Below are 23,396 nucleotides of genomic sequence, written 5' to 3' on the forward strand. Positions count from 1 at the left end.
GTGAGTTCATGTTGCGCAAGACGACGCTGGCGCAAGGTGAGCAGTGGGAAGAGAGACAGCAGGTGTTGAAAGGCTTGAGTATCCATGATGGTGGCCTTCAGGGTGATGACCTATTTCAAGGTTAGCCTTTCAACACGTAATTGGGACAGCGCCTTTTTTATTGCCTGAAATTGGCTATTTCAACATGATATGTGGCCAATCAATATACTGTTTCCTGCCTTTATCTGCCTTTATCTGCCTTTATCTGCACAGGGTAGTGCCATATTGACCACCCCATCTTCCAGCTGGATATCGATCTGAAAACCCAGCCGCTTGGCCAGATTGATCATGTCGCGATTGCTGGGCATGGTCATGCCGGAGAGCTGGCCTATGGCACGCTCCCTGGCGTAGCGCACTATCTTCTCCATCATCAGCTTGCCCAGCCCCATACCCTTCAGGTCCGAGCGGATCAGAATGGCAAATTCCGCATCGGACAGATCCGGGTTGGAGATGGCGCGCACCACCCCCAGGATCTGCTGGTTGAAGGCGCCATCCTGTCCTACGGCGACGAAGGCCATTTCCCGGTCGTAATCTATCTGGGTCATGCGGGCCAACTCTTCATGACCCAGCTCCCCCACGTCGGCGAAGAAGCGTTTGTACCTGTCCTCATCGGATACCTTGAGCACGAACTGCTTGTGGGCGGGCTCGTCTTCCGGCCGGATCGGGCGCAGCAACACATGGCTCTGATCCTTGAGCCAGGCGCCCTCTTCCAATTCGGTGGGATAGGGGCGGATGGCCAGCGGCAGCATCTGCTGCCCTTCCTCCATCAGAACCAGTCTGGCATCCAGGATCACCATCTCGTCACCACAGGCCTGCAGCGGGTGCAGATCCAGTTCCTGGATCTCCGGGAAGGCGAGCAGCAGCTCCGACAACTGGCACAACACCTGACCGAGCGCATCGATATCGAGCCGCACAGGGGTGGCCTGCTCGCGGATCTTGCCGTTCTTGAGGGCGCCGATGATCTGATAGCGCGCCAATGCCTGATTGAGTGGCGGCAGGGCTGCGACCATCTCGTGGGGTTCGGCACCGGATTCCCCGAGCAGGATGACGGGGCCGAAGACGGGATCCTGCTGCAGGCGGATGCGCAGCTCGAGTCCACCGCTGCGTTTTGCCATGCGCTGCACCAGCAGCCCTTCTATACGAGCCCCCGGATCGTGCTGGCGCACCCTGTCCAGAATGGCATCCGCCGCCTGGGCCACCTCGGCCGAGGTGCGCAGGTTCAGCATGACGCCGTGAACTTCCGATTTATGAGCGATGTCCGGGGAGCGCAGCTTCACCGCCACCGGATAACCTATCTGCTCTGCGGTCAACGCCGCCTCGCTGGCATCCGAGACGATCCAGGTCGGCAGCGTGGAGAGACCGGCGGCCTGCATGATGGGATGGACCAGATGGGTATCGAGCACCCGTTGCTTGCGCTCCTGGGCCTGACGGATCAGCTGCTGACAGCGTTCGACATTGAGTCGCCCCCCTTGCAGGGAGGCCGGAGTTTCCATTAGCTGCTTCTGGTTGCGGCGGTATTCCACCATGTGCATGAAGGCGGTGACCGCGCTCTCAGGAGTTCGGTAAGTCGGGATCCCCGCCTCGTTGAAGAGGTGGCGGCCTTCCTGGGCCGAGTATTCCCCGGCCCAGTTGGTCAGGATGTTGAAACGCCTGGCTCTGGGATGTTGCTTGATGAACTCGATCAGGTTGCTGGCCAGGGTGGCTCCGCGCGCGGTGAGGGAGGGGGCATGGATCAGCAGGATGGCATCGGCCTTGTCCCCTTGCAGCAACTCCTCCAGCGCGCAGCGATACGCCTCGATATCGGCATCACTACCGATGTCTTGCGGTGGCATGGCCAGCTTGCCACCGCGCTCCAGCAGCACGTCGACGGCCATGTTGGCCAGCCCGCGACCGTTGGAGAGGATGGCGAGCCGCTCCCCCTTGAGGGTCAAGGAGTGGCTGAGGGTCTCGACGGTGGCAAACAGCTCGTGGGTGTCCCGCACCCGCAGCATGCCGGCCCGGCGAATGGCCGCGTCATAGACGTTGTCGAGGCCGTTGGCCGGATCGTGGCGACCGCTCTTGAGCACCAGGATCGGCTTGTTGCGCGAGGCGGCGCGCGCCGCCGAGAGGAAGTGGCGGGCATCGTGCAGCTTGTCCATGTAGATCAGGATGGCGCGGGTGGTGCCGTCGCGGGAGAGCTGATCCAGCAGCTGGCCGAAGTCGATGTCGCAGTGATCCCCCAGGGAGACGAAGGCCGAGAAGCCGATCTCCCGCTGCTTGGCCCAGTCGAGGATGGTGGTGCTGACCGCCGCTGACTGGGAGAGGAAGGCCACCTGCCCTGGGGTGGCGGCGATGGGGGAGAAGCTGGCGTTGATGCCCTGCCCCGGCAAGAGCATGCCCATGCTGTTGGGGCCGAGCAGGCGGATGCCATATTGGCGGCACAGCCTCTGCAACTGATGGCGATCCTCGGCGGAGAACTGGGCGGCCAGTATGATGGCGGCACCTGTGCCCTTCTTGCCGAGCTCCTCGATGAGTGGCAGTACCCGCTCGCGCCGGGTGCAGACGATGGCAAGATCTGGGGCCAGCGGCAGGCTGGCGATATCGGGATAGGCGAGCACGCCGGCGATGGCCTGGCTGTGGGGGCTGACCGGCAGTATGGGGCCCTTGAACTGACCCGCGAGCAGGTGCCTGATCACCACATGACCCGCCTTCTGCGGGTCGGTCGAGGCGCCGATGACGGCAATCGATTGGGGTTTGAAGAGCCGATCCAGGCCGCTTGGTTTCATGGGCACTCCTCATGGCGACCCCCGGAGGCGAGGGTGACGGATGGTGCCAGTCTAATACGCTTTCAGGGTATGTTCTGTGACCGATTGCGGATCATGACCGGACCAGGGCGTTGGCGCGCAGGTAGAACCGCAGTTCCCCCTGAATGCGCCTGATGGTGGCCAGGTGCCGATCCTGCAGATAGATCTCCTGCTCCCGATCGAGCGGGCAACGGTGGACGCCAAGGCTCTGCAGGTACTCTTCAAACAGGATGGACCCCTTGATCTCGACAAGATGCTGGCTCACGGCGTGCTCCTCTGTGGCTGATGTGCTCGTCGGGCAAGTCTCCGCTCTTAGCGGGCACTTTCCTACTGACACATCTGACACCCACGTAGTTCTCTATCCGTCTACGCTTGGCGGGCCTGAGTCCTCCCTCAGCGCAGGGTGTGGCCGCGAGCCGTGTCCCAGAATGCGCGGATCAGCGGCTCTTCCAGCCGCTTCTTGAGCACGGCGATGCCCACATCGAACGGCTTGAGGGCCGGCTTGGGCTCGACGATGCGCACCTTGTCCCCCATGGGACTGTGATCGATCACGGCGGCAGGCACCAGACCCACCCCGAAGCCGAGCGCCACCATGGCGACTATGCCCTCGTTGCCGGCGACCTCGGCGTAGATGTTGGGGGCTATGCCTTTGTTGCGAAACCACTGGTCACAGCGTTTGCGGGCCAGCCCCTGCTCGGAGAGGATCAGCGGCAGCCGCTCCCAGTCCGGCTCGCCTTGCAGGAACCACTGGTTGGGTTGGGGGGCATTGCGCGGCGCGATAAACACCAGCGGCACCTGCTGCAGGCTGGCAAACTCCAGCTTGGCGGAGAGTGCATCCGGCCTCGCTGCGATGGCGAGATCGGCCTCGTCGGCCAGGATCTTGTCCACCGCCAGCGCCGGGTCGCCGGTCTCGAGCTTGATCTCGAGCTGGGGATAGCGGCGGCGGAAGCGTTCCAGCACCTCGGGCAGCAGAAAATAGCTGGCGGTGACCGAGCAGAACACCCGCAGTCGACCCTGCAGCGGTTCGTCGCTGCGCTTGAGCTCCTGCTTGAGTCGGCGCCACTCATGCAGCAGGCTGCCACCGAACTCCCGCAGCTTCTCGCCGGCGGAGGTGAGCCGCACGCTGCGGTTGTCCCGCTCGAACAGCACGCAGCCGGTTTCCTGCTCCAGTCGCTGGATGGCGCGGCTCAGGGTGGAGGGGCTGACCGCCATGGCATCGGCGCTCTTGCCGAAGTGAAGGGAGTCGGCGAGGTGGAGAAACAGCTCGAGATTGCGAAGATCCATCTTTCATTCCTGCAGCGGCATCGGGTGCCGAATTGTTCAGCTCAGGCAACAACTCCCCCGGCGCTCTTGCCGAACTGGGGGATAAGTCGCCTGAGATTGCGCAGAATCATCTTTCAATTTCTGCAACGTACTGTTCCGAATATATCAGTTCAGGCAATAAGTGTCCCGCGCTATAGTGGTTCAGACAACGCCGCCATCCGGCATGGAATCAATCGAACGGAGCAATCACCATGGCTAATTATTTCAACACCCTGAACCTGCGTCAGCAGTTGGCCCAGCTGGGCAAGTGTCGTTTCATGCAGCGCGAAGAGTTCGCTGACGGTTGTGCGGCGCTCAAGGGCAAGAAGGTGGTGATTGTGGGTTGTGGCGCCCAGGGTCTGAACCAGGGCCTGAACATGCGCGACTCCGGGCTGGACATCTCCTACGCCCTGCGCAAGGCCGCCATCACCGAGAAACGCGCCTCCTGGCAGAAGGCGACCGACAACGGCTTCGTGGTCGGCACCTATGAAGAGCTGATCCCGAGCGCGGATCTGGTGCTGAACCTGACTCCGGACAAGCAGCACGCCGACGTGGTGAAGACTGTGATGCCGCTGATGAAGCAGGGCGCGGCCCTGGGTTACTCCCACGGCTTCAACGTGGTGGAAGAGGGTCAACAGATCCGCGCCGACATCACGGTCGTGATGGTCGCTCCCAAGTGCCCGGGTACCGAGGTGCGTGAAGAGTACAAGCGTGGCTTCGGTGTGCCGACCCTGCTCGCGGTACACCCGGAGAACGATCCCCAGGGTGAGGGCATGGCCATCGCCAAGGCCTGGGCCTCCGCCACCGGTGGCGATCGCGCCGGGGTGCTGGAATCCTCCTTCGTGGCGGAAGTGAAATCCGACCTGATGGGCGAGCAGACCATCTTGTGCGGCATGCTGCAGGCCGGTTCCCTGCTGTGCTACGACAAGCTGGTCGCCGAGGGGACGGATCCGGCCTATGCCGGCAAGCTGATCCAGTTCGGCTGGGAAACCATCACCGAGGCCCTGAAGCAGGGCGGCATCAGCCTGATGATGGACCGCCTCTCCAACCCGGCCAAGCTGCGTGCCTTCGAGCTGTCCGAGCAGCTGCGCACCCTGATGCGTCCGCTGTTCGAGAAGCACATGGATGACATCATCGCCGGTGAGTTCTCCCGCGGCATGATGGCCGACTGGGCCGAGGATGACGCCAAGCTGTTCGGCTGGCGCGAAGAGACTGGCAAGTCCGCCTTCGAGAATGCCCCGGCTTATGCGGGCAAGATCGCCGAGCAGGAGTACTTCGACAACGGCGTGGTCATGGTGGCCATGGTCAAGGCGGGGGTGGAGCTGGCGTTCGAGACCATGGTGGCCTCCGGCATCTATGAAGAGTCCGCCTACTACGAATCCCTGCACGAGCTGCCACTCATCGCCAACACGGTCGCTCGCAAGCGTCTGTATGAGATGAACGTGGTGATCTCGGATACCGCTGAATACGGCAACTACCTGTTCGCCAACGCCGCCGTGCCGCTGCTGCGCGAGCACTTCATGCCGACCCTGAAGGCCGGTGACCTGGGTACCAGCCAGGCCGACAGCCAGGCGGTCGACAACCAGGCCCTGCTGGCCGCCAACGAGGCGACCCGCAACCACCCGATCGAAGCGATTGGCCATACCCTGCGCGGCTACATGAAAGATATGAAGCGTATCGCGGTCGGTGGTTAATTAGACCTGACCCGCATCGCCGCCGGTGGCCAGCCTTAACGGGCATGCATGAGGAGGGGCGGGGATGATGATCCCCGTTGCTAGCCGGCTTGGACACCTGGCCGGATATCCAAACCATGCAAGCCGTCAGATTGGTTACCGGCTGTAATGACCGACAATAAAAAGCCCCGCTCAATGAGCGGGGCTTTTGCATTCAGGGAAGCGTGATGGATCAGGCTTTCCAGGCTTTCCAGGTGTTAATCAGGCCGTTGGTGGAGGCGTCGTGGCTGGTGATAGCCTCGGCGGTGTTGAGCTCCGGCAGGATCTTGTTGGCCAACTGCTTGCCCAGCTCCACGCCCCACTGATCGAAGCTGAAGATGTTCAGGATGGCGCCCTGCACGAAGATTTTGTGCTCGTACATGGCGATCAGGGCACCCAGCGTCTTCGGGGTCAGGCTCTTGAACAGTATGCTGTTGGTCGGGCGGTTGCCTTCGAATACCTTGAACGGCACCAGATCCTTGACCTGCTCCAGCGTCTTGCCGGCGGCCAGGAACTCGGCCTCGACCTGTTCCTTGCTCTTGCCGAAGGCCAGGGCCTCGGTCTGGGCGAAGAAATTCGCCAGCAGCTTGGGATGGTGGTCACCGATGGGGTTGTGGCTGATGGCCGGGGCCAGGAAGTCACAGGGGATCAGCTTGGTGCCCTGGTGGATCAGCTGATAGAAGGCGTGCTGGCCGTTGGTGCCCGGCTCACCCCAGATGATGGGGCCGGTCTGGTAATCGACCTTGTTGCCGTTGCGATCGGTGAACTTGCCGTTGGATTCCATGTTGCCCTGCTGGAAGTAGGCAGGGAAGCGGTGCATGTACTGATCGTACGGCAGGATCGCCTCGGACTCGGCACCGTGGAAGTTGTTGTACCAGAGGCCGATCAGCGCCAGCAGCACCGGCACGTTCTGCTCATAGGCGGCGGTGGCGAAGTGCATGTCCATCTCGAAGGCGCCTTGCAGCAGGGCTTCGAAGTGCTCGAAACCGACGGACAGGGCGATGGGCATGCCGATGGCAGACCAGGAGGAGTAGCGGCCGCCAACCCAGTCCCAGAACTCGAACATGTTGTCGGTGTCGATGCCGAACTCGGCCACGGCCTTGCCGTTGGTGGAGAGCGCGGCGAAGTGCTTGGCGACGTGGGCCTTGTCACCGGCGATCTCGATGAACCAGTCGCGGGCGGTCAGGGCGTTGGTCATGGTCTCCTGGGTGGTGAAGGTCTTGGAGGCCACCAGGAACAGGGTGGTTTCCGGATCGATCTTCTTCAGGGTCTCGGCGATGTGGGTGCCATCAACGTTGGAGACGAAGTGCATCTGCAGGTGGTTTTTATAGGGGCGCAGCGCCTCGGTGATCATCACCGGACCGAGATCCGAGCCGCCGATACCGATGTTGACCACGTGCTGGATCGCCTTGCCGGTGTAACCCTTCCACTCACCGCCGATGATCTTCTCGCAGAAGCCCTTCATCTTGGCCAGCACGGCGTTCACTTCCGGCATCACGTCCTTGCCATCGCACTCGATCGGGCGATCGGATCGGTTGCGCAGGGCCACGTGCAGCACGGCGCGGCCTTCGGTCATATTGATCTTGTCACCGTTGAACATGGCGTCGATGGCGCTGCGCAGATCGGTCTCCTTGGCCAGCTCGATCAGCAGCTTGAGGGTTTCCTCGGTGATCAGGTTCTTGGAGTAGTCGACCAGGATGTCGCCACCGAAGGTGAGGGAGAATTTGTCGAAACGCTGGGGATCCTGTGCGAACAGATCCTTGAGTTGGGTCTCTTGATGAGCCGCGAAGTGAGTTTCCAGAGCCTGCCAGGCCTTGGTCTGGGTTGGATTGATGTTTTTCATAGGATTCCTGAGATTCCAAGTTGTGTTTGAACCTTGCAGGCAAGGCCCCGCCAAACCTTATTATTCGAACATTATACCGAGCCTGATGAACTGCTCGTGTAACAGAGCATTACCAATTGTCTGCCATCGACCGAGTTTACAACCAAAACGCTGGGATTATGAGTCAGCTCTGCCCATGAGATCTTGCGTTGGCGCATGCTTCGCCAGCCTCGTGGGATTGAAAGGGATTTCACGCCAGGCCAGATACAGGGCCACACCGGCCTGATGAAAGGGAAGGATGCCGTGGGTCTGTGTCATGGGGCTGTGGGAGTGGCGCGTGCTCGGCAGGAGCCACATTCGTCGATCGCGTTCGGCCGCCTATGACAGCCCCACAGAAATGACAATGCCAGCCCGAGGGCTGGCATTGTGGTCCTAGGGTCTGGAGTCAGGCCTGGGTCTTTTGCATGTGCATGACCATTTGCGGGAAGGGGATCTCGACGCCTTCGGCATCGAAGGCCAGCTTCACCTTCTCGTGGAAGTCGAACCAGACACCCCAGTAGTCGGCGGTCTTGACCCAGGGGCGCACGACTATGTTGACCGCGGAGTCGGCCAGGGCGGCGACGGCGATGGTGACCTCAGGGTCTTTCAGGATGCGCGGCTCTTCGCTCACCAGTCGCTCCAGGATCTGCTTGGCTCTGCGCAGATCAGAGCCATAGCCGATGCCGAAGGTCATGTCGACCCGGCGGGTATCCATGCGCGAGTAGTTGACTATGGTGCCGTTGAGAATGGCGGAGTTCGGTACCACCACCATCTTGTTGTCACCGGAGGTGAGGGTAGTGGTGAACAGCTGCACGGATTGCACCACGCCTGCGGTCCCCGCGACCTCGATAAATTCACCGGACTTGATGGGGCGGAAGATGATCAGCAGGAAACCGGCTGCGAAGTTGGAGAGCGAACCCTGCAGCGCCAGACCGATGGCCAGGCCGGCGGCACCTATGATGGCGACGAAGGAGGCGGTCTGCACCCCGACCCGACCCAGAGCGGCGATCACCACGAACACCAGAATGGTGTACTTGAGGATGCTGCCGACGAAGTGGGTCACTGTGGTGTCCAGCTTGCGGGTGTGCATCACCTTGACCACGCCACCGCTGAGGAGATTGGCGGCGATGTAACCGACCAGCAGGGTGAGCAGAGCGGCCGCGATGTTGACGGCATATTCGATCAGCAGTCCCTGGTTGTTGACCAGCCAGGTCTGCGCTTCTGTGATGATCTCGGGTTCCATAGGATGTCCTGTTGTTCTAAAGGTTTATGGCGCATGAATCTAACACTGGGACGCGACAGCTTGGGTCGCATCTGGTGCTTATTTTCTACTTATAGAAAGCTGCCATAAAAAACAGGGGAGGCCAAGGCCTCCCACTTTGTACATGCCAGTATGAGTCTGCTTTGCAGCCATTGGCCGCACATGAACGGCTACCTATCCTCAAACCCTACGATGGGGCTGAGCTTGCCTTCAGCAGCCGCAGTGGCCTTCGCGACTCAGCTTTGCAGTAACTGGCTGCGCATGAATTGCCACTGGTCTTCAAACCCAGCGGTGGGCTTGAGCTTGAATTCGGAGCGGACAAACTGGCTGATCCGGCCCTCGGCATAGGCCAGCAACAGGTTGGCCAGCATGGTCTCGTCGAGCTGGAAACCCTGGCCTTCCCGCAACCGCTTCTCCCGCAGCGCCTGTTTGAGCTGGGTCTCCAGCTTGTCGAACAGGGTGCTGATGCGATCCCGCAGCCGGTCGTGTTCCCCCAGCAAGGCATCGCCGTTGAGGATGCGGGTGATGCCGGGATTGCGCTCGGCAAACACCAGCAGCAGCTGCAGTATGTGGTGGCAGCGGGCCATGGTGTCCTTCTCCTCGGCCATGATCAGGTTGACCCGTGACAGCAGGGAATCCTCGATAAAGTCGATCAGCCCCTCGAACATCCGCGCCTTGCTCGGAAAGTGTCGGTAGAGGGCGGCCTCGGAGACGCCCACCTCGGCCGCCAGGCGAGCCGTGGTGATACGCTGGCCAGGACCGATTTCCAGCATATGGGCGAGTGCCTGCAGGATCTGATCGCGCCGACTCTGTTTCTGGTTACTGCTTGCCATGGATTCCCCTAAAAAAACAATGGCTTGATTCTGTTATTAGCCACCGGCCCGAGGGGACGGTGTGGTCTTGTTATTGGCGACCAGAAGAACCAAACCCGCCTTCACCCCGTTCACTCTGATTGAATTCGTCGACCAACTGGAAGCTGGCCTGCACCACCGGCAGGATCACCAGCTGGGCGATGCGCTCGCCGGGCTGCATGGTGAAGCTGTCGTTGCCGCGATTCCAGACCGAGACCATCAGCTGGCCCTGGTAGTCGGAATCGATGAGGCCGACCAGGTTGCCGAGCACTATGCCGTGCTTATGGCCGAGGCCGGAGCGGGGCAGTATGGTGGCGCACAGGCCCGGATCCTGGATGTGGATGGCCAGGCCGGTCGGCACCAGGCTGGTGTCCCCCGGTGCCAGGGTCAGCGGCGCATCCAGCAGGGCGCGCAGATCCATGCCGGCGGAACCCGGGGTGGCGTAGGCAGGCAGCGGGAATTCGGTACCGATGCGGGCATCCAGGACTTTCAGTTCAATTTGTGTGTTCATGAATCGCTTTTCAATGAGATCGCACTGTGGCGATCGAATGGCTCAGTGAATTCTGCTGTGGGAGATGGCACAGGCAGTGCTGTCAGCTCCCGCTGAATCGGTTGTCTGTCGGGATCGCGGTCTCAGGGTCGATAGTGACGCGCAATCAAGGCGATGAGATGACGAGCCAGCGTCAGCTTATCGGCCAGGGGCAGGGGGGCTTGACCCCCGTGCCAGAACACGGTCAGGGCGTTGTCATCGGCGTTGAAGCCCTGACCCGCGCGGGACACGTCGTTGGCGGCGATCATGTCCAGCCGCTTACGCCCCAATTTATCGAGGGCGTATTGTTCCACATCCGTGGTTTCGGCGGCAAATCCGACGGTGAAGGGCTTGTCTGGCAGTGCCCCCACGGCGGCGATGATGTCCGGGTTCTTGACCAGGGTCAGCACCATCTGGTCGTTGCCCCCGGTCTTCTTGATCTTCTGGCTGGCAACCTGGTCGGGTCTATAGTCCGCCACGGCGGCGCAACCGATGAAGAGATCGCAGTCACCGACCCGGCTCATCACCGCCCGATGCATCTGCTCCGCGCTCTCCACATCGATCCGCGTCACTCCTTGCGGTGTGGCCAGGGCCACCGGGCCGCTCACCAGGATCACCTCGGCGCCCGCCTCACGGGCGGCGCGGGCGATGGCGTAGCCCATCTTGCCGGAGCTGTGGTTGCTGATATAGCGCACCGGATCCAGCGCCTCGCGGGTCGGCCCGGCGGTGAGCAGCAGCCTGACCCCGGCCAGCAGGGGTTCGCTGGTGAGCTGCTGGCAGCAGCGCTCCACCAGTTCGAGGGGATCCAGCATGCGGCCGGGTCCCACGTCACCGCAGGCCTGGCTGCCGGAGTCCGGCCCCCATAGCAGGATGCCGCGGCTGGCCAGGGTATCCAGGTTGGCCTGGGTGGCAGCGTTGCGATACATCTGCTGGTTCATGGCCGGTGCCAAGGCGACTTGTGCCGGGGTCGCCAGGCAGAGGGTGGTCAGCAACTCGTCGGCCATGCCGGCGGCCATGCGCGCCATCAGATTGGCGCTGGCGGGGGCGATCAGTACCAGATCGGCCCATTTGGCCAGCTCGATGTGACCCATGCCGGCTTCGGCGGCGGGATCCAGCAGGCTGTCGGCGACCGGGTGGCCGGAGACGGCCTGCAGGGTCAGCGGGGTGATGAACTCCTTGGCGGAGCGGGTCATCACCACCCGCACCTCGGCCCCCTGATCTTTCAGGCGGCGTACCAGCTCGGCACTCTTGTAGGCGGCGATCCCGCCACTGACACCCAACAGGATGCGTTTATCGGCCAATCTCATCTGCTGTCTCTCTTCCGACTCACTCTGACTGGTCGGCTAAGATACCACAGGCTGTGGATGACGACAGAGGCTGACATGGGGGACTTGTGGTCGGGCTCCCGCGATTTTTTGCTATGTTTTCTCTCAACAGGGTAGCGGGAGAGACAAATGAGCATCAAGGAGTGGCCACAAGATGAACGCCCAAGAGAGAAGCTGCTGCGTCATGGCGCCGGGGTACTATCCGATGCCGAATTGCTGGCGATCTTCCTGCGTACCGGGGTCAACGGCCTGAGCGCGGTGGATCTCTCCCGCCAGCTGTTGCTGCAATTTGGCTCGCTGCGGGCCCTGCTCGGTGCCGAGCAACCGGCCTTTTGTGCTGCCCATGGGCTGGGGCCCGCCAAATATGCCCAGCTGCAAGCCGTGCTGGAGATGAGCAAGCGCCATCTGGCGGAACAGTTGCAACGGGGGGATGCGCTGACCTCGCCCCAGCTGACCAGGGACTACCTGCAGGCCCAGCTGCGGGACAGGCCACGAGAGGTGTTCGCCCTGTTGTTGCTGGACAATCAGCATAGAGTCATTCAATTCGTTGAACTTTTCTACGGTACGCTGGATGCGGCGAGCGTCTGGCCCAGGGAAATCGTGCAGATCGCGCTCAAACATAATGCAGCCGCCGTGATTCTGGCGCATAATCACCCGTCCGGCGTGGCCGAGCCCAGTCGGGCCGACCGCCAGATCACGGATCGGATCCTGGCCGCCCTGGCCTTGGTCGATATCAGAGTGCTGGATCACTTGGTGATCGGTGACGGCATCACGGTTTCTTTTGCTGAGCGTGGTTGGCTATAAACTGGGCTCTGGCACTGTATTAGTTGATCTTTGATCACGGATGCTGTATAAAATGCCGCCTTCTGTTTGCCCCGCAATCGAAGGCCAGCGGGGCAGATATTTGCTCGAGCAATGAAGTAAGATTTGGAGAGACTGACATGTCTAGAGTATGCCAAGTAACCGGCAAGCGCCCGGCAGTTGGTAACAACCGTTCGCACGCTAACAACGCTACCAAGCGTCGTTTCCTGCCGAACCTGCACACTCACCGTTTTTGGGTTGAGAGTGAAAAACGCTTCGTGAGCCTGCGCGTATCCGCAAAAGGCATGCGTATCATCGACAAGCGCGGCGTTGAAGTGGTTCTGGCTGAACTGCGTGCCAGCGGCGTTAAGGTATAAGGAATTAGATCATGGCTAAAGGTATTCGCGATAAGATTCGTCTGAACTCCAGCGCCGGTACTGGTCACTTCTATACCACTACCAAGAACAAGCGCACCATGCCCGAAAAAATGGAGATCAAGAAATTTGATCCCGTGATTCGTCAGCATGTGATCTACAAAGAAGGCAAAATCAAGTAACCACTTGAATTTGTCTCAAAAACCCGGCCTGGTGCCGGGTTTTTTTATGGCCGCAATTCAGTACACTGCCGGTTCGAGGGGAGAGTCGTCATGTTCAAATTGAGCCGTAAAGGCTGGAACAACCTGATCATCGTCGCCGTGCTGATCGTGATCACCCTGCTACACCGGCTGGAGCAGGCGCAGCAGGACAACAATGCTCAGCGGCCGCGTTCCCTGTTGCCGGAGTCCGCCGTGGTGCTGACCTGGCAGGGGCCGAGCTGGCAGATCGAGCGCATTGGTCAGGGCTGGCGCAGCGGCCCGGATCTGGGGCTGGATAGCGCCCAGCTGGCCGCGCAGATCGAAGGCTGGCAGGGCTGGTTGTTGCCGCTCGGCGAGGCTCTGCGCGGCACCCCCGTCCCCCTCAAGATATGGGTCGCCGGCCAGAGCGATCCTATTGAGGTGGGGCTCTATCAGGATGACGGCAAGTTTGCGGCCCTGTTGCCGCCCTCGACCTGGCTCAGTTTGAGCCAGCAGCAGTACCGCAGCCTGTTGCGGCCGGCCCCCTGACCCACCCTGTTAGCCTGAGAGTCACTTATGCCTGAATTACCGGAAGTCGAAGTCAGCCGCCAGGGCATCTCGCCCTGGCTCACCGGCATCAAGGTCACCCGCGTGGTGGTGCGCGACGGCCGCCTGCGCTGGCCGGTGCCGGGCGAGATCCAGGAGCTGGTGGATCTCACCATCCACAGGGTCAGCCGCCGGGCCAAGTACCTGCTGCTGGAGACCGATTTTGGCACCGCCATCCTGCATCTCGGCATGTCCGGCAGCCTGCGGGTGCTGGACATCGGCACCCCGGCCGAGAAGCACGATCACGTGGACATCGAGCTCGCCAACGGCAAGCTGTTGCGACTTAACGATCCCCGTCGCTTCGGTGCCCTGTTGTGGACCCGTGAGCCGGCCGAGGCCCATGCGCTGCTGGCCAAGCTTGGCCCCGAGCCACTGACCGATGCCTTCAGCGCCAGCTACCTTCAAGGGCGGGCCAAGGGGCGCAGCACCCCGATCAAGACCTTCCTGATGGACAACCATGTGGTGGTCGGGGTGGGCAATATCTACGCCAACGAGGCGCTCTATGCCGCCGGCATTCATCCCAAGCGGGCGGCGGGCAACATCAGCGCCGAGCGGCTGGCAACCCTGGTGGCCGAGATCAAACGGGTGCTGGCGGCCGCCATCCAACAAGGGGGTACCACCCTCAAGGACTTCACCAGTGCCGATGGCAAGCCGGGGTATTTCGTGCAGCAGTTGCAGGTCTATGGCCGTGGCGGCCAGCCCTGCTTCCACTGCCACACCCTGCTGAGCGAGGTGCGGCTCGGGCAACGCACCACGGTATTTTGCTCCCACTGTCAGCGCTGATGGCCACCATTTGGGGGGAAAGAAGGTGAAGTTGTAAGCGAGTATTGCCAGTCTGTTGAAGCCCCGCACGTCCATTACTACTATCTCGCTCACGCACGCAGCGAGATAATAAAATGACAGCAAAATCAATAGACTGGGATCATTTGTCCCGGCAGGAGCATTATTGCGCCCAAAAAATGGCGCGCTACCTCTACCCCGATGGCAGCAGCCGCAAGATCTTCAACCGCGGCAAATTCGTGCTGCGCAGCCTGCTCTATCGACCGCAGCTGAGTAGGGTGTTCGATCTGTTCCAGGCGGAGCCGCTCAGGGCGCTGCCGGCCCACTATCCCGAGTTGCTCGACAAGCCGATGCGGCCCTATCGCTTCGCCTGCTCCACCGTGAACCAGCGCACCGAGATGGTGGAGGCGCACTACCGCCTGCTGCTGGCCTGCTTCCCGACCCTCATCGAGCCTCTCTATCTGGGGCAGGGCATCGAGCTGGGCCGCTATCCCCAGAGCGATTGCCGCATCCTGCTGCGCCATGACGGTACCTTCCGGCGGGAGGCCGAGCTGGCCCTCTCCATCGTCAACGAGCGGGGAGAGCGGCTCTACAGCTGCGCCTTCTCCCTGGCTGGCTGCGAGCGTGAGCTGGCGCTGGTGATCGGCTCGGTGCAGGGGCCTGAACCCTGTGTCGCGCAGCCCCAGGAGCAGGTGCGGGCGCTGACCAAGGCCGGTCACGGTCTGAGGCCCAAGTCGCTGGTGGTGATGCTGGTGCTGGCGTTGGCCGAGGCGATGGGGGCCAGTCGTGTCTCCGCTGTGCGGATGAGGGCGCATATCTTCCAGGCCAGGCGTTACAGCCGGAAGAAGAGAGCCTGCCTGCAGGCGGATTATGACGAGTTGTGGCAGGAGTTTGGTGCTCTCCCCCATGACGCCAACTTCGTGCGGCTGCAACCGGCGGTGCGCAAGCCGCTGGAGGAGGTCGCCTCCAAGAAGCGCGCCATGTACCGGCGTCGCTACCAGTGGCTGGACGAGCTGACCCTGGCCTGCCAACGGGCGCTGGGGGCGGAGTAACGACCGCCCGGCCGACGGCGGTAGAAAACAACAGAGGGTCGCCTGCGGGCGACCCTTCTCGTTACTTGCCCTGCTTGGCGGCAATGGCCCGGGCGACGATGGGGTCGACAAACTGATGGATGTCGCCGCCGTGCAGGGCGACTTCCTTCACCAGGGTCGAGGAGATAAAGGAGTTCTCCTCCGCCGGGGTGAGGAACACGCTCTCCAGCTCCGGCATCAGCCGGCGGTTCATGTTGGCGAGCTGGAACTCGTACTCGAAGTCGGAGACGGCGCGCAGGCCGCGGATCAACACGTTGGCCCCCTGCTCCCTGGCAAAGCTCACCAGCAGGCCGGAGAAGCCGACCACCTTGACGTTGGGCAGGTGGGCGGTCACTTGCTGGGCAAGCAGGACACGCTCTGCCAGATCGAACAGCGGCTTCTTGCTCGGGCTGTTGGCCACCCCGACCACCACCTCGTCAAACAGCCTGGCGGCCCGGCCAATCAGATCGGTGTGGCCGTTGGTGATGGGGTCGAAGGTGCCTGGGTAAATTACCTTGTTGGTCATGCTGCGGATTCCTGCAACCGGGAAATTTGGTCGCATTATAGGGTCTGTTGATGCGTTGTCGCGATCGCGATGAGGCGGATTTCTGGCGCGAGATGCCCGGTTTGGTCGCCCAAATAAAGTCTCCTCGGCGTCTTCGCTTGAGAATAGCCCTGCATCAGGCAAGAATACCGGCACCGCGCATCAAGCCTTCCTGCATTGGTGACAGGAAGCAAAGGGATTTCTTATGAAACGCATTCTGGTAGTTCGCAATGACAAGATTGGTGACTTCATGCTGGCCTGGCCGAGCTTCGCCATGCTCAAGGGCTCCATGGATTGTCATGTGACTGCCCTGGTGCCTGCCTACACGGCACCCCTGGCCCGTCTCTGCCCCTGGATTGACGACATCATCCTGGATCCGGGCGCCCGGGCCGACAAGGAGCAGCAACGTGCCTTGCAGGCCCGCATCAAGGCCGCCACCTTCGATGCAGCCATCTGTCTGTTCTCCAACTCCCGCAACGCCATGCTGGTGTGGAAGGCACACATCCCCTACCGGTTGGCACCCGCCACCAAGTTGGCCCAGGTGCTCTACAACCAGCGGCTGATCCAGCGCCGCTCCCGCTCCCAGAAGCCGGAGTACGAGTACAACCTGGACCTGATCCGCCGCTTCCTCGCCGATCAGCAACTGAGTGCGGTGGAGCCCCAGACCCCCTACCTCAGCTTCGATCCGCAGAGCCTGCAGCAGGTGCGCGAGCAGCTGGCCACCAAGCTCAAGCTGGATGCCAGCCGGCCCTGGCTGATGGTGCATGCCGGCAGCGGTGGTTCGGCCAACAACCTCTCCATCCCGCAGTACGCCCGCCTCATCATCAAGCTCAACCAGGCCTGCCCCGAGTTGCAGTGCCTGTTGACGGCGGGGCCGGGAGAAGAGAGCAAGGCCGAGCTGCTTGCGGCCGAGCTGCTGGCCCACGGCGGCAACGGCTGGATCTACCGCTCCGACGAGGGGTTGCCGAAGTTCTGTCAGGTGATGGCCAACGCCGCCCTGTTCGTGGCGGGCAGCACGGGGCCGCTGCATATCGCGGCGGCGCTGGATGTGCCCACCGTCGGCTTCTTCCCGGCCCACCGCTCCGCCACCCCGCTGCGCTGGCGTCCGCTCAACAGCGAGGGTCGTCACCTGGCGTTCAGCCCGCCGGAAGACAGCGATCACCCGGAGGACATGAGCCAGCTCGATCCCAAGACCATGGCGGCGGCGATCGCCCGCTGGGCGCCGCCGTTCTGGCAGGCGCAGCGCTGACAAATGCAAACAGGGCCCTCGCGGGCCCTGTTTCATTATCCGGAATCCGGAGCCGCGGGTCGCGGCCGTGCCTGGCGCTGTTATTTGGGCGCCTGGGGCTGCTGACGGATCCAGAGATCCGCGTACTTCACGAAGGTGGAGTGGGCGGAGAGGATGGCGAGCAGCAGCCCCTGCTTGCCATCGAGGAAGCCGGCCTTGAGCAGGTACATCTTCAGGAAGCAGCCCAGCGCGTGCACCAGTCCCTGACCGAGGGAGCCCTTCTTGCCGCGGGCGGTGCGCTGATCGGCCCAGGCTCTGGCATAACCGGCGGACTTCACCAGATAGTGCTCCAGATCCCGGTAGGTGAAGTGGAGCAGGTCGCCGTGCAGGTTGACGATCTTCATGTTGGCGCGCACCTCCACCTTCTCGTGCACCAGCACCTCGTTGTAACTGGTCAGCGCCTTGGGATAGAGCCGCAGCACCCGATCCGGATACCAGCCGCTGTGGCGGATGAAGCGGCCGAACACCCAGGAGAGGCGCGGGATGGAATAGATGGTGTCGGGAGCCGGGCTGGCCATGGTGGCGGCGATGGCCGCCTTCAGCTCGGGGGTGAGCCGCTCGTCCGCATCCAGCCACAGTACCCATTCGGACTGGACGTGGGACTGGGCGAGACGGCGCTGGCGGCCAAAGCCCGGCCACTCCTTGTTGACGAAGAAGCGGGCGCCGAATTCGGCGGCAATGCTTTGGGTCTCATCCTGGCTGCCGGAATCCAGGATGACGATCTCGTCCACCAGGTCGCCGAGGGAGGCGAGGCAGGCGCGCAAGTTGTCGGCTTCATTCTTGACGATCAGGACGGCCGCCAGAGTCGGTTTTTTCACGGGTTCAGGGCTCTTGTTGGCGCCCGGCTGGCGGGCCACGATCAAATTGGCGCCCATTCTAGCCTAAAACGGCGGTCGGGGCAGGGATCCCGGGCAAGATTCAAGAGAGACGATGGGTATGGCAATGGCCGGTGAGCGGGGATCTTCCGTCACTGGTTTCCTGGCGCTGGCGCCGGCACTCCCCTGGCAGGATCCACCGCCGGGCTGCTCCTTCGGGGCCTGCACCGGCCCCAAGGACGGATCTTCTGTTATTTATCCGGCTACTCTTGGGGCATAATCTCGGCCAGTAACGATTAACCGCTGGGCTTGGCCCAAGAGATGCGTGAGATGAAGATATTGGTGATCGGCCCCTCCTGGGTCGGCGACATGGTGATGTCCCAGAGCCTCTACAAGGCGATCAAGGCCAATCAGCCCGACTGCGAGCTGCACGTAATGGCACCGGCCTGGTGTGTGGCGCTGCTGGAGCGGATGCCCGAGGTGGACAAGGCCATCCCCATGCCGCTCGGCCACGGCGACTTCAAGCTGAGGGCCCGCCGCCGGCTCGGCAAGCAGCTGGCCGCGGAGCAATACGATCAGGCCATCATCCAGCCCAACTCCATGAAGTCGGCGCTGATCCCCTGGTTTGCCGGGATCCCGGTGCGCACCGGCTGGAAGGGGGAGCATCGCTTCGGCCTGCTCAACGATCTGCGCAGCAACAAGCAGGCCTTCCCGCTGATGGTGGAAGCCTATCTGGCGCTGGCCTATCCCAAGGCGCAGATGAAGAGCCGGGCCGATATCCCGACCATTCCCCATCCCTCATTGCACGTGGATCTCATCAATCAGGAGCAGGCGCTGGTGCGGCTCGGGCTGGATCGTGCCCGTCCGGTGCTGGTGCTCTGCCCGGGGGCCGAGTTCGGCCCGGCCAAGCGCTGGCCGGAAGGCCACTACGCCGTGGTGGCGCAGAAGCACCTGGACGAAGGCTGGCAGGTGTGGATCTTCGGCTCCGGCAAGGACGTGGAGGTGGCCAACACCATTCGCGATCGCATCAATCCGCTGTCGCGCCCCAACTGCCACGTGCTGGCGGGCAAGACCAGCTTGCACGAGGCGATCGATCTGATGGCGCTGGCGGGGCGGGTCATCGCCAACGACTCCGGCCTGATGCATGTCGCCGCCGCCCTCAACCGGCCGCTGATCGGGGTCTATGGCTCCACCTCACCGCTCTACACGCCGCCGCTGGCGGACAGGGTCGAGATAGTGCACACCGATATCGAGTGCCGGCCCTGTTTCAAGCGCACCTGCAAGTTCGGCCACCTCAAGTGTCTGATCGAGTTGATGCCGGACCAGGTCATTGCGGCGGGAAAGCGGCTGGAGCGTAGCGAGGCAGGGGATCTGACTATCGCCCTGCAGCCGGTGGAAGATTCTTCTACTGATGCCGGTAGTAAATAGCATGATCTATCGGCTGCTCTACAACCTGCTGATCCACCTCGGCCTGCCCCTGGTGCTGTTGGCCCTCTATCGACCGAAGAAGGGCAAGCCGGGTTTCGGGGCGCGCTGGGCCGAGCACCTCGGCCGGCTGCCGCCGAGTGGGCAGGAGGCGCCACTCTGGATCCACGCGGTCAGCGTCGGCGAGACCCTGGCCATCAGCCCCTTCATTCGTGCCCTCAAGGCCGAGCGACCGGATCTCCCCATATTGCTCACCACCACCACCCGCACCGGCGCCGAGCAGGCCGCCAAACTCGGCGAGCTGGTGGTGCATCGCTACGCGCCCCTCGATTATCCCTGGGCGATCGCCGCCTTCCTCAAGCGCTTCCAGCCGCGGGCGCTCTGGGTGATGGAGACCGAGCTGTGGCCAAACTGGCTGGCGGCCTGCGAGGCGTACCACCTGCCGGTGACCATCCTCAACGCCCGTCTCTCCAAGCGATCCTGTCAGCGTTATGCCCGCTTCCAGGGGGCCTTCGATGCCCTCAGCCGCCCGCTGACCCATCTGCTCTGTCAGCACCAGGACGATGCGGATCGCTTCCATCGCCTCGGCATAGGCCGCGAGCGGCTGGCGGTGACCGGCTCCATCAAGTTCGATATCCAGCTGGATGACGATCTGTTGGCCAAGGGCCGGGCCCTGCGCCAGCAGCTGGGAGAGGGAAGACCGGTCTGGATTGCCGCCAGCACCCATCAGGGGGAGGACGAGCAGGTGCTGGCCGCCTTCGATCGAGTGTTGGTGACGCATCCCGAGGCGCTACTGGTGCTGGTGCCGCGCCATCCCGAGCGCTTCGAGCGGGTGGCCGAGCTGTGCGCGCCCTATGGCTGCGTGCGGCGCTCTGGGCGCCACGGCCAGGGCCGCGTGATCGAGGCAACCGACAAGGTTTATCTTGGCGATACCATGGGTGAGCTGCCACTGATGCTGGCGGCGGCGGATCTGGCCTTCGTCGGTGGCAGCCTGGTGCCCATCGGCGGCCACAACCTGCTGGAGCCGGCGGCGCTCGGCAAGCCCTGCCTGACCGGACCCGCCTTCTTCAACTTCAGCGACATCACTCGCCAGCTGGTGGCTCAGGGGGGCGCTCTGGTGGTGGCGGATGTGGCCGCGCTGGGGACCAGGGTGAGCGAGCTGCTGGCCGATGAGCACCAGCGCCGCGAGATGGGCGAGCAGGCCCGCGCCGTGGTGCTGCGCAACCAGGGCGCGTTGGCACGGACCCTGTCCCACTGCCTCGCCAGCCTGGAAAACGACTGACGCCCGGGGCCGGCAGCCTGCCGGCCCGTGTTATCCCGCCATTTTCTCCTGTCGCTCCTGCAAGCCTGCTTTCCCCATGACCCCTTTGCAACCAATTCCTCGGGCCTATGGTCGTGGGGCCGGATGGCGTGCCTTTCTCACGGGCAGACCAGCCGTGTGGCCGTCGCATCTTCGGGCCCGGGAGGGGTCTAATCTATTAATTGGATCCTGAGATCGAACCTGTGGAGGCGAGCCATGAAAGTCCTGAACATCTTGTTGGTGGGTATTCTGTGTCTCAGCAGCGGCCTGGCGCTGGCGGCGGGGGGCGGTGGTAGCAGCAGCGGTGGTGGAGGGAGTAGCGGCGGAGGAGGAGGGAGCAGCAGCAACGGCGGCGGCCGGTCCATGACCCAGCAAAAATTGCAACACGTCGAGCAACTGGTGAAGGCGCAGCAATGGTCGCAGGCGGAGGCTGAGTTGAGGGAACTGCGCCACAGCGCATCCCACTCGGCCGATGTGTGGAACTGGTCCGGTTACGTGGCCCGCAAGTCCGGTCGGCTGTCCGAGGCTTTTCCCTATTACGACAAGGCGCTGGAGATCGACCCGAAACACCGCGGCGCCCACGAGTACTTAGGGGAGGCCTACCTGCAAAACGGCGAGCGGCAGAAGGCCCAGGAGCAACTGCAGATCCTGCAGGGGCTGTGCGGCCAGTGCGAAGAGGCGCAGGATCTGACCACCGCGTTGAAGGTTGCCCCCCAACCTGCAAAAGAGAAGTCCGGCTTCCTGCTCGGTGGCTGAACCCAAATCGCGGGTAACTGATTGTCCATTCAATGCCAACAAAGAAGCCCTCGTTAACGAGGGCTTCTTCAATCGGCTCAGCAACAGCGCGGGATCACTCGATGTTCTGGATCTGAATATTGGATATTTTATGTAATATCAATAAATTCAATGTATTAGTGTATGTTGATGTAGTATTTTCGCTGTTTTTATACCGTTTGTGATACCGCTCGCGTCCGGTCAATAGGTTGAAGAGACGATTCAATAAACTCTACGAACCGGCAGCGTCATCACGATCAGGATGGAACGGAACTATGGTTCCATCGACTAAGACTTCCCTGTACTCATCCTGCTTAAACGCGGGGTCTTCAAAAGGTTTGGAATAAAGCACGCGGTACGAATCTCCCACCTCTGCTTTGAGCAGGCGTGTCAGTTGCAACCCGCGCGTGTGAAAAGCTTCCCAGTCCCAGCGATCGGGATCAAGCGCATGGCTGTTATACATGGTTTGATCAAATTCACGCGCCCACGGAGAAAACAGTGCCCAGAGTTCTTCCGAAATGAGGTCATCTTCGCAATATGTATCGCCAATGCATTCGCAGTAGTTCACGTAGCTTGGTTCATTGGGCGACTCTTTTAGCCACAGGAACGGCGCCCATCCGTAATCCACCATCACCGTAAGGACAGGGATAAATGCTTGGTGAACGGGCATCTTTTGATCTCCTTGGTGCATGTTGTAACAGGTTGGTTCTTGTGCCGTATAAGTCTGTTTGGTGGGGTAAAAGTGAACTGTTAAAAATTTTTAGTGATACTTGATCACTCGATTCAGAAAAAAGCCGCGTGAGTGCCCTTTTTATCCTTCTATTCGCCCTAGCCGCTCGAAATGTTTAGCTACAGGCATGACCTCATCCATTATGGATTCATCGGCCTCTTCTTCGATCACGTAATCCGCTGGCAAACCGGCCAAGTCTACGTCTTCCGGGGGCGCCTCCATGCTTCTTGAGTTCCCTGACTTTTCCTGGCCGCTCGGCGATGTACCATTCTGCCTTCACGTCGGCCAACTCTTCGCGTTTCTCAGCTCCCCGGTAGCCGGCATCGGCCAACACCAGCTGCTCCTTGCCATGCAGCAAGTTTCCCACCTGGTTCAGGTCATGCTCGTTGGCGGGTGTGGTCACTAGGTTGTGGGTCAAGCCACTCGTGGCATCGACTCCGATATGAGCTGATTGCCCTTCTTGGTCTGGTGCATCTCGGGGTCACGTTGCTCACGCGTGTTTTTGGTCGAGCTTGGCGCCTCGATAATGGTGGCATCGACCAGTGTACCCTGGGTCATCATGATACCGGCCTCGGATAGCCACAGGTTGATGGTCTCGAATAGCTGACGGGTCAACTGGTGCCGCTCCAGCAGATGGCGAACATTCATGATGAGGGATAGCCAGGTCCAGCGAGAGTTTGGCAAACAGACGCATCGAGGCAATCTCATAGAGCACATCTTCCATGGAGCTGTCGCTGGGGTTATACCATTGCTGCATGCAGTGAATGCGCAACATGGTATCGAGAGGGTAGGGACGATGCCCGTTCCCTGCCTTGGGGTAGACGGGGTCGATGACCCCCAGCATCATCGACCATGGTAGCAACGCGTCCATGCGAGCCAGGAATATCTCTTTGCGGGTTTTGCTGCGTTTTTCATTGAACTCGCAATCCGCGAAGGTGAGCTGGTGATTCATGCTGAACCTCATCCTTGATGCCAAGTGGGGCTCATGAACTCATATTGGGGACTTGTTCGCACCTTCCCTAGACGTGGTGTAACTGAACCAGCTTC

The 23,396-nt window shown here is 61.7% G+C and carries 22 protein-coding genes and 1 pseudogene; 11 read left to right on the forward strand and 12 right to left on the reverse strand.

Annotated features, from left to right (window positions below; translation table 11 throughout):
- Nucleotides 1-230: 230 nt before the first annotated feature.
- The 3 genes from LG30_RS0117945 to ilvY all read right to left on the reverse strand — a co-directional run bounded on the left by LG30_RS0117945 (nucleotide 231) and on the right by ilvY (nucleotide 4,106).
- On the reverse strand, nucleotides 231-2,804 hold the full coding sequence (locus LG30_RS0117945; RefSeq protein ID WP_033132064.1) for a bifunctional acetate--CoA ligase family protein/GNAT family N-acetyltransferase: 2,574 nt from the start codon (nucleotides 2,802-2,804) through the stop codon (nucleotides 231-233).
- Nucleotides 2,805-2,895: 91 nt separating this feature from the next.
- A complete protein-coding gene (locus LG30_RS0117950) occupies nucleotides 2,896-3,087 on the reverse strand; it encodes a hypothetical protein (RefSeq protein ID WP_033132065.1) in 192 nt (63 codons plus the stop codon).
- A 128-nt stretch (nucleotides 3,088-3,215) separates the two neighbouring features.
- Nucleotides 3,216-4,106, reverse strand: coding sequence for an HTH-type transcriptional activator IlvY (gene ilvY / locus LG30_RS0117955; RefSeq protein ID WP_033132066.1), 891 nt, complete (start codon nucleotides 4,104-4,106; stop codon nucleotides 3,216-3,218).
- 230 nt (nucleotides 4,107-4,336) lie between these two features.
- On the opposite strand from ilvY, the gene ilvC reads away from it, so the two are divergent.
- Entirely contained in the window at nucleotides 4,337-5,818 is a 1,482-nt protein-coding gene (ilvC, locus tag LG30_RS0117960) for a ketol-acid reductoisomerase (RefSeq protein ID WP_033132067.1), read from the forward strand.
- 211 nt (nucleotides 5,819-6,029) lie between these two features.
- On the opposite strand, the gene pgi is transcribed toward ilvC, so the two are convergent.
- The 5 genes from pgi to coaBC all read right to left on the reverse strand — a co-directional run bounded on the left by pgi (nucleotide 6,030) and on the right by coaBC (nucleotide 11,645).
- Nucleotides 6,030-7,679 carry a glucose-6-phosphate isomerase gene (gene pgi / locus LG30_RS0117965; protein ID WP_033132068.1) on the reverse strand — a complete coding sequence of 550 codons (1,650 nt, stop codon included), beginning with the start codon at nucleotides 7,677-7,679 and terminating at the stop codon, nucleotides 6,030-6,032.
- 424 nt (nucleotides 7,680-8,103) lie between these two features.
- The gene (locus LG30_RS0117970; RefSeq protein WP_033132069.1) at nucleotides 8,104-8,940 is read right to left on the reverse strand and encodes a mechanosensitive ion channel domain-containing protein; all 837 of its coding nucleotides are present in this window, start codon (nucleotides 8,938-8,940) and stop codon (nucleotides 8,104-8,106) included.
- 254 nt (nucleotides 8,941-9,194) lie between these two features.
- Nucleotides 9,195-9,791 carry a nucleoid occlusion factor SlmA gene (gene slmA, locus LG30_RS0117975; RefSeq protein ID WP_033132070.1) on the reverse strand — a complete coding sequence of 199 codons (597 nt, stop codon included), beginning with the start codon at nucleotides 9,789-9,791 and terminating at the stop codon, nucleotides 9,195-9,197.
- A 70-nt stretch (nucleotides 9,792-9,861) separates the two neighbouring features.
- Nucleotides 9,862-10,320 carry a dUTP diphosphatase gene (gene dut / locus LG30_RS0117980; RefSeq protein ID WP_033132071.1) on the reverse strand — a complete coding sequence of 153 codons (459 nt, stop codon included), beginning with the start codon at nucleotides 10,318-10,320 and terminating at the stop codon, nucleotides 9,862-9,864.
- A gap of 122 nt (nucleotides 10,321-10,442) precedes the next feature.
- Nucleotides 10,443-11,645 (reverse strand): bifunctional phosphopantothenoylcysteine decarboxylase/phosphopantothenate--cysteine ligase CoaBC, encoded by a 1,203-nt coding sequence (coaBC, locus tag LG30_RS0117985; protein WP_033132072.1) that lies wholly within the window; start codon nucleotides 11,643-11,645, stop codon nucleotides 10,443-10,445.
- Between the two features lie 147 nt (nucleotides 11,646-11,792).
- Here coaBC and radC point away from each other — a divergent pair, with 147 nt between their 5' ends.
- The 6 genes from radC (at nucleotide 11,793) to LG30_RS0118010 (ending at nucleotide 15,455) form a co-directional block, all read left to right on the forward strand.
- Entirely contained in the window at nucleotides 11,793-12,467 is a 675-nt protein-coding gene (gene radC, locus LG30_RS0117990) for a RadC family protein (protein ID WP_033132073.1), read from the forward strand.
- Between the two features lie 137 nt (nucleotides 12,468-12,604).
- Nucleotides 12,605-12,841, forward strand: a complete 237-nt coding sequence (gene rpmB, locus LG30_RS21705) for a 50S ribosomal protein L28 (RefSeq protein WP_005307492.1) — start codon at nucleotides 12,605-12,607, stop codon at nucleotides 12,839-12,841.
- An 11-nt stretch (nucleotides 12,842-12,852) separates the two neighbouring features.
- Nucleotides 12,853-13,020: a 50S ribosomal protein L33 gene (rpmG, locus tag LG30_RS0117995; RefSeq protein WP_005323752.1), complete on the forward strand. Its 168-nt coding sequence runs from the start codon at nucleotides 12,853-12,855 to the stop codon at nucleotides 13,018-13,020.
- Nucleotides 13,021-13,110: 90 nt separating this feature from the next.
- Entirely contained in the window at nucleotides 13,111-13,566 is a 456-nt protein-coding gene (locus tag LG30_RS0118000) for a hypothetical protein (RefSeq protein WP_033132074.1), read from the forward strand.
- A gap of 27 nt (nucleotides 13,567-13,593) precedes the next feature.
- Nucleotides 13,594-14,406, forward strand: a complete 813-nt coding sequence (gene mutM, locus LG30_RS0118005) for a bifunctional DNA-formamidopyrimidine glycosylase/DNA-(apurinic or apyrimidinic site) lyase (protein ID WP_033132075.1) — start codon at nucleotides 13,594-13,596, stop codon at nucleotides 14,404-14,406.
- Nucleotides 14,407-14,582: 176 nt separating this feature from the next.
- Nucleotides 14,583-15,455, forward strand: a complete 873-nt coding sequence (locus LG30_RS0118010) for a VirK/YbjX family protein (protein ID WP_033132076.1) — start codon at nucleotides 14,583-14,585, stop codon at nucleotides 15,453-15,455.
- A gap of 61 nt (nucleotides 15,456-15,516) precedes the next feature.
- Here the strand turns inward: LG30_RS0118010 and coaD are convergent, their stop codons facing one another.
- Nucleotides 15,517-15,999 carry a pantetheine-phosphate adenylyltransferase gene (gene coaD / locus LG30_RS0118015; protein ID WP_033132077.1) on the reverse strand — a complete coding sequence of 161 codons (483 nt, stop codon included), beginning with the start codon at nucleotides 15,997-15,999 and terminating at the stop codon, nucleotides 15,517-15,519.
- Nucleotides 16,000-16,222: 223 nt separating this feature from the next.
- Between coaD and LG30_RS0118020 the strand changes: the two genes are divergently transcribed.
- Nucleotides 16,223-17,266 carry a glycosyltransferase family 9 protein gene (locus tag LG30_RS0118020; RefSeq protein ID WP_033132078.1) on the forward strand — a complete coding sequence of 348 codons (1,044 nt, stop codon included), beginning with the start codon at nucleotides 16,223-16,225 and terminating at the stop codon, nucleotides 17,264-17,266.
- A gap of 80 nt (nucleotides 17,267-17,346) precedes the next feature.
- Here the strand turns inward: LG30_RS0118020 and LG30_RS0118025 are convergent, their stop codons facing one another.
- Entirely contained in the window at nucleotides 17,347-18,123 is a 777-nt protein-coding gene (locus LG30_RS0118025) for a glycosyltransferase family 2 protein (RefSeq protein ID WP_033132085.1), read from the reverse strand.
- 327 nt (nucleotides 18,124-18,450) lie between these two features.
- Between LG30_RS0118025 and waaF the strand changes: the two genes are divergently transcribed.
- The 3 genes from waaF to LG30_RS21185 all read left to right on the forward strand — a co-directional run bounded on the left by waaF (nucleotide 18,451) and on the right by LG30_RS21185 (nucleotide 21,601).
- A complete protein-coding gene (gene waaF, locus LG30_RS0118030) occupies nucleotides 18,451-19,548 on the forward strand; it encodes a lipopolysaccharide heptosyltransferase II (RefSeq protein ID WP_033132079.1) in 1,098 nt (365 codons plus the stop codon).
- A gap of 1 nt (nucleotide 19,549) precedes the next feature.
- A complete protein-coding gene (gene waaA / locus LG30_RS0118035; RefSeq protein ID WP_033132080.1) occupies nucleotides 19,550-20,827 on the forward strand; it encodes a lipid IV(A) 3-deoxy-D-manno-octulosonic acid transferase in 1,278 nt (425 codons plus the stop codon).
- A 234-nt stretch (nucleotides 20,828-21,061) separates the two neighbouring features.
- Nucleotides 21,062-21,601 (forward strand): tetratricopeptide repeat protein, encoded by a 540-nt coding sequence (locus LG30_RS21185; protein WP_052101181.1) that lies wholly within the window; start codon nucleotides 21,062-21,064, stop codon nucleotides 21,599-21,601.
- Between the two features lie 250 nt (nucleotides 21,602-21,851).
- Here LG30_RS21185 and LG30_RS0118045 read toward each other — a convergent pair whose 3' ends face one another.
- Both LG30_RS0118045 and LG30_RS21050 read right to left on the reverse strand, forming a co-directional pair.
- Nucleotides 21,852-22,289, reverse strand: a complete 438-nt coding sequence (locus LG30_RS0118045) for a hypothetical protein (RefSeq protein ID WP_052101183.1) — start codon at nucleotides 22,287-22,289, stop codon at nucleotides 21,852-21,854.
- Nucleotides 22,290-22,569: 280 nt separating this feature from the next.
- A pseudogene (locus tag LG30_RS21050) lies at nucleotides 22,570-23,301 on the reverse strand (IS5 family transposase); the annotation flags it as partial.
- Nucleotides 23,302-23,396: the final 95 nt, after the last annotated feature.

The sequence above is a fragment of the Aeromonas aquatica genome, from assembly GCF_000764655.1.
GTDB classification, from domain to species: domain Bacteria; phylum Pseudomonadota; class Gammaproteobacteria; order Enterobacterales; family Aeromonadaceae; genus Aeromonas; species Aeromonas aquatica.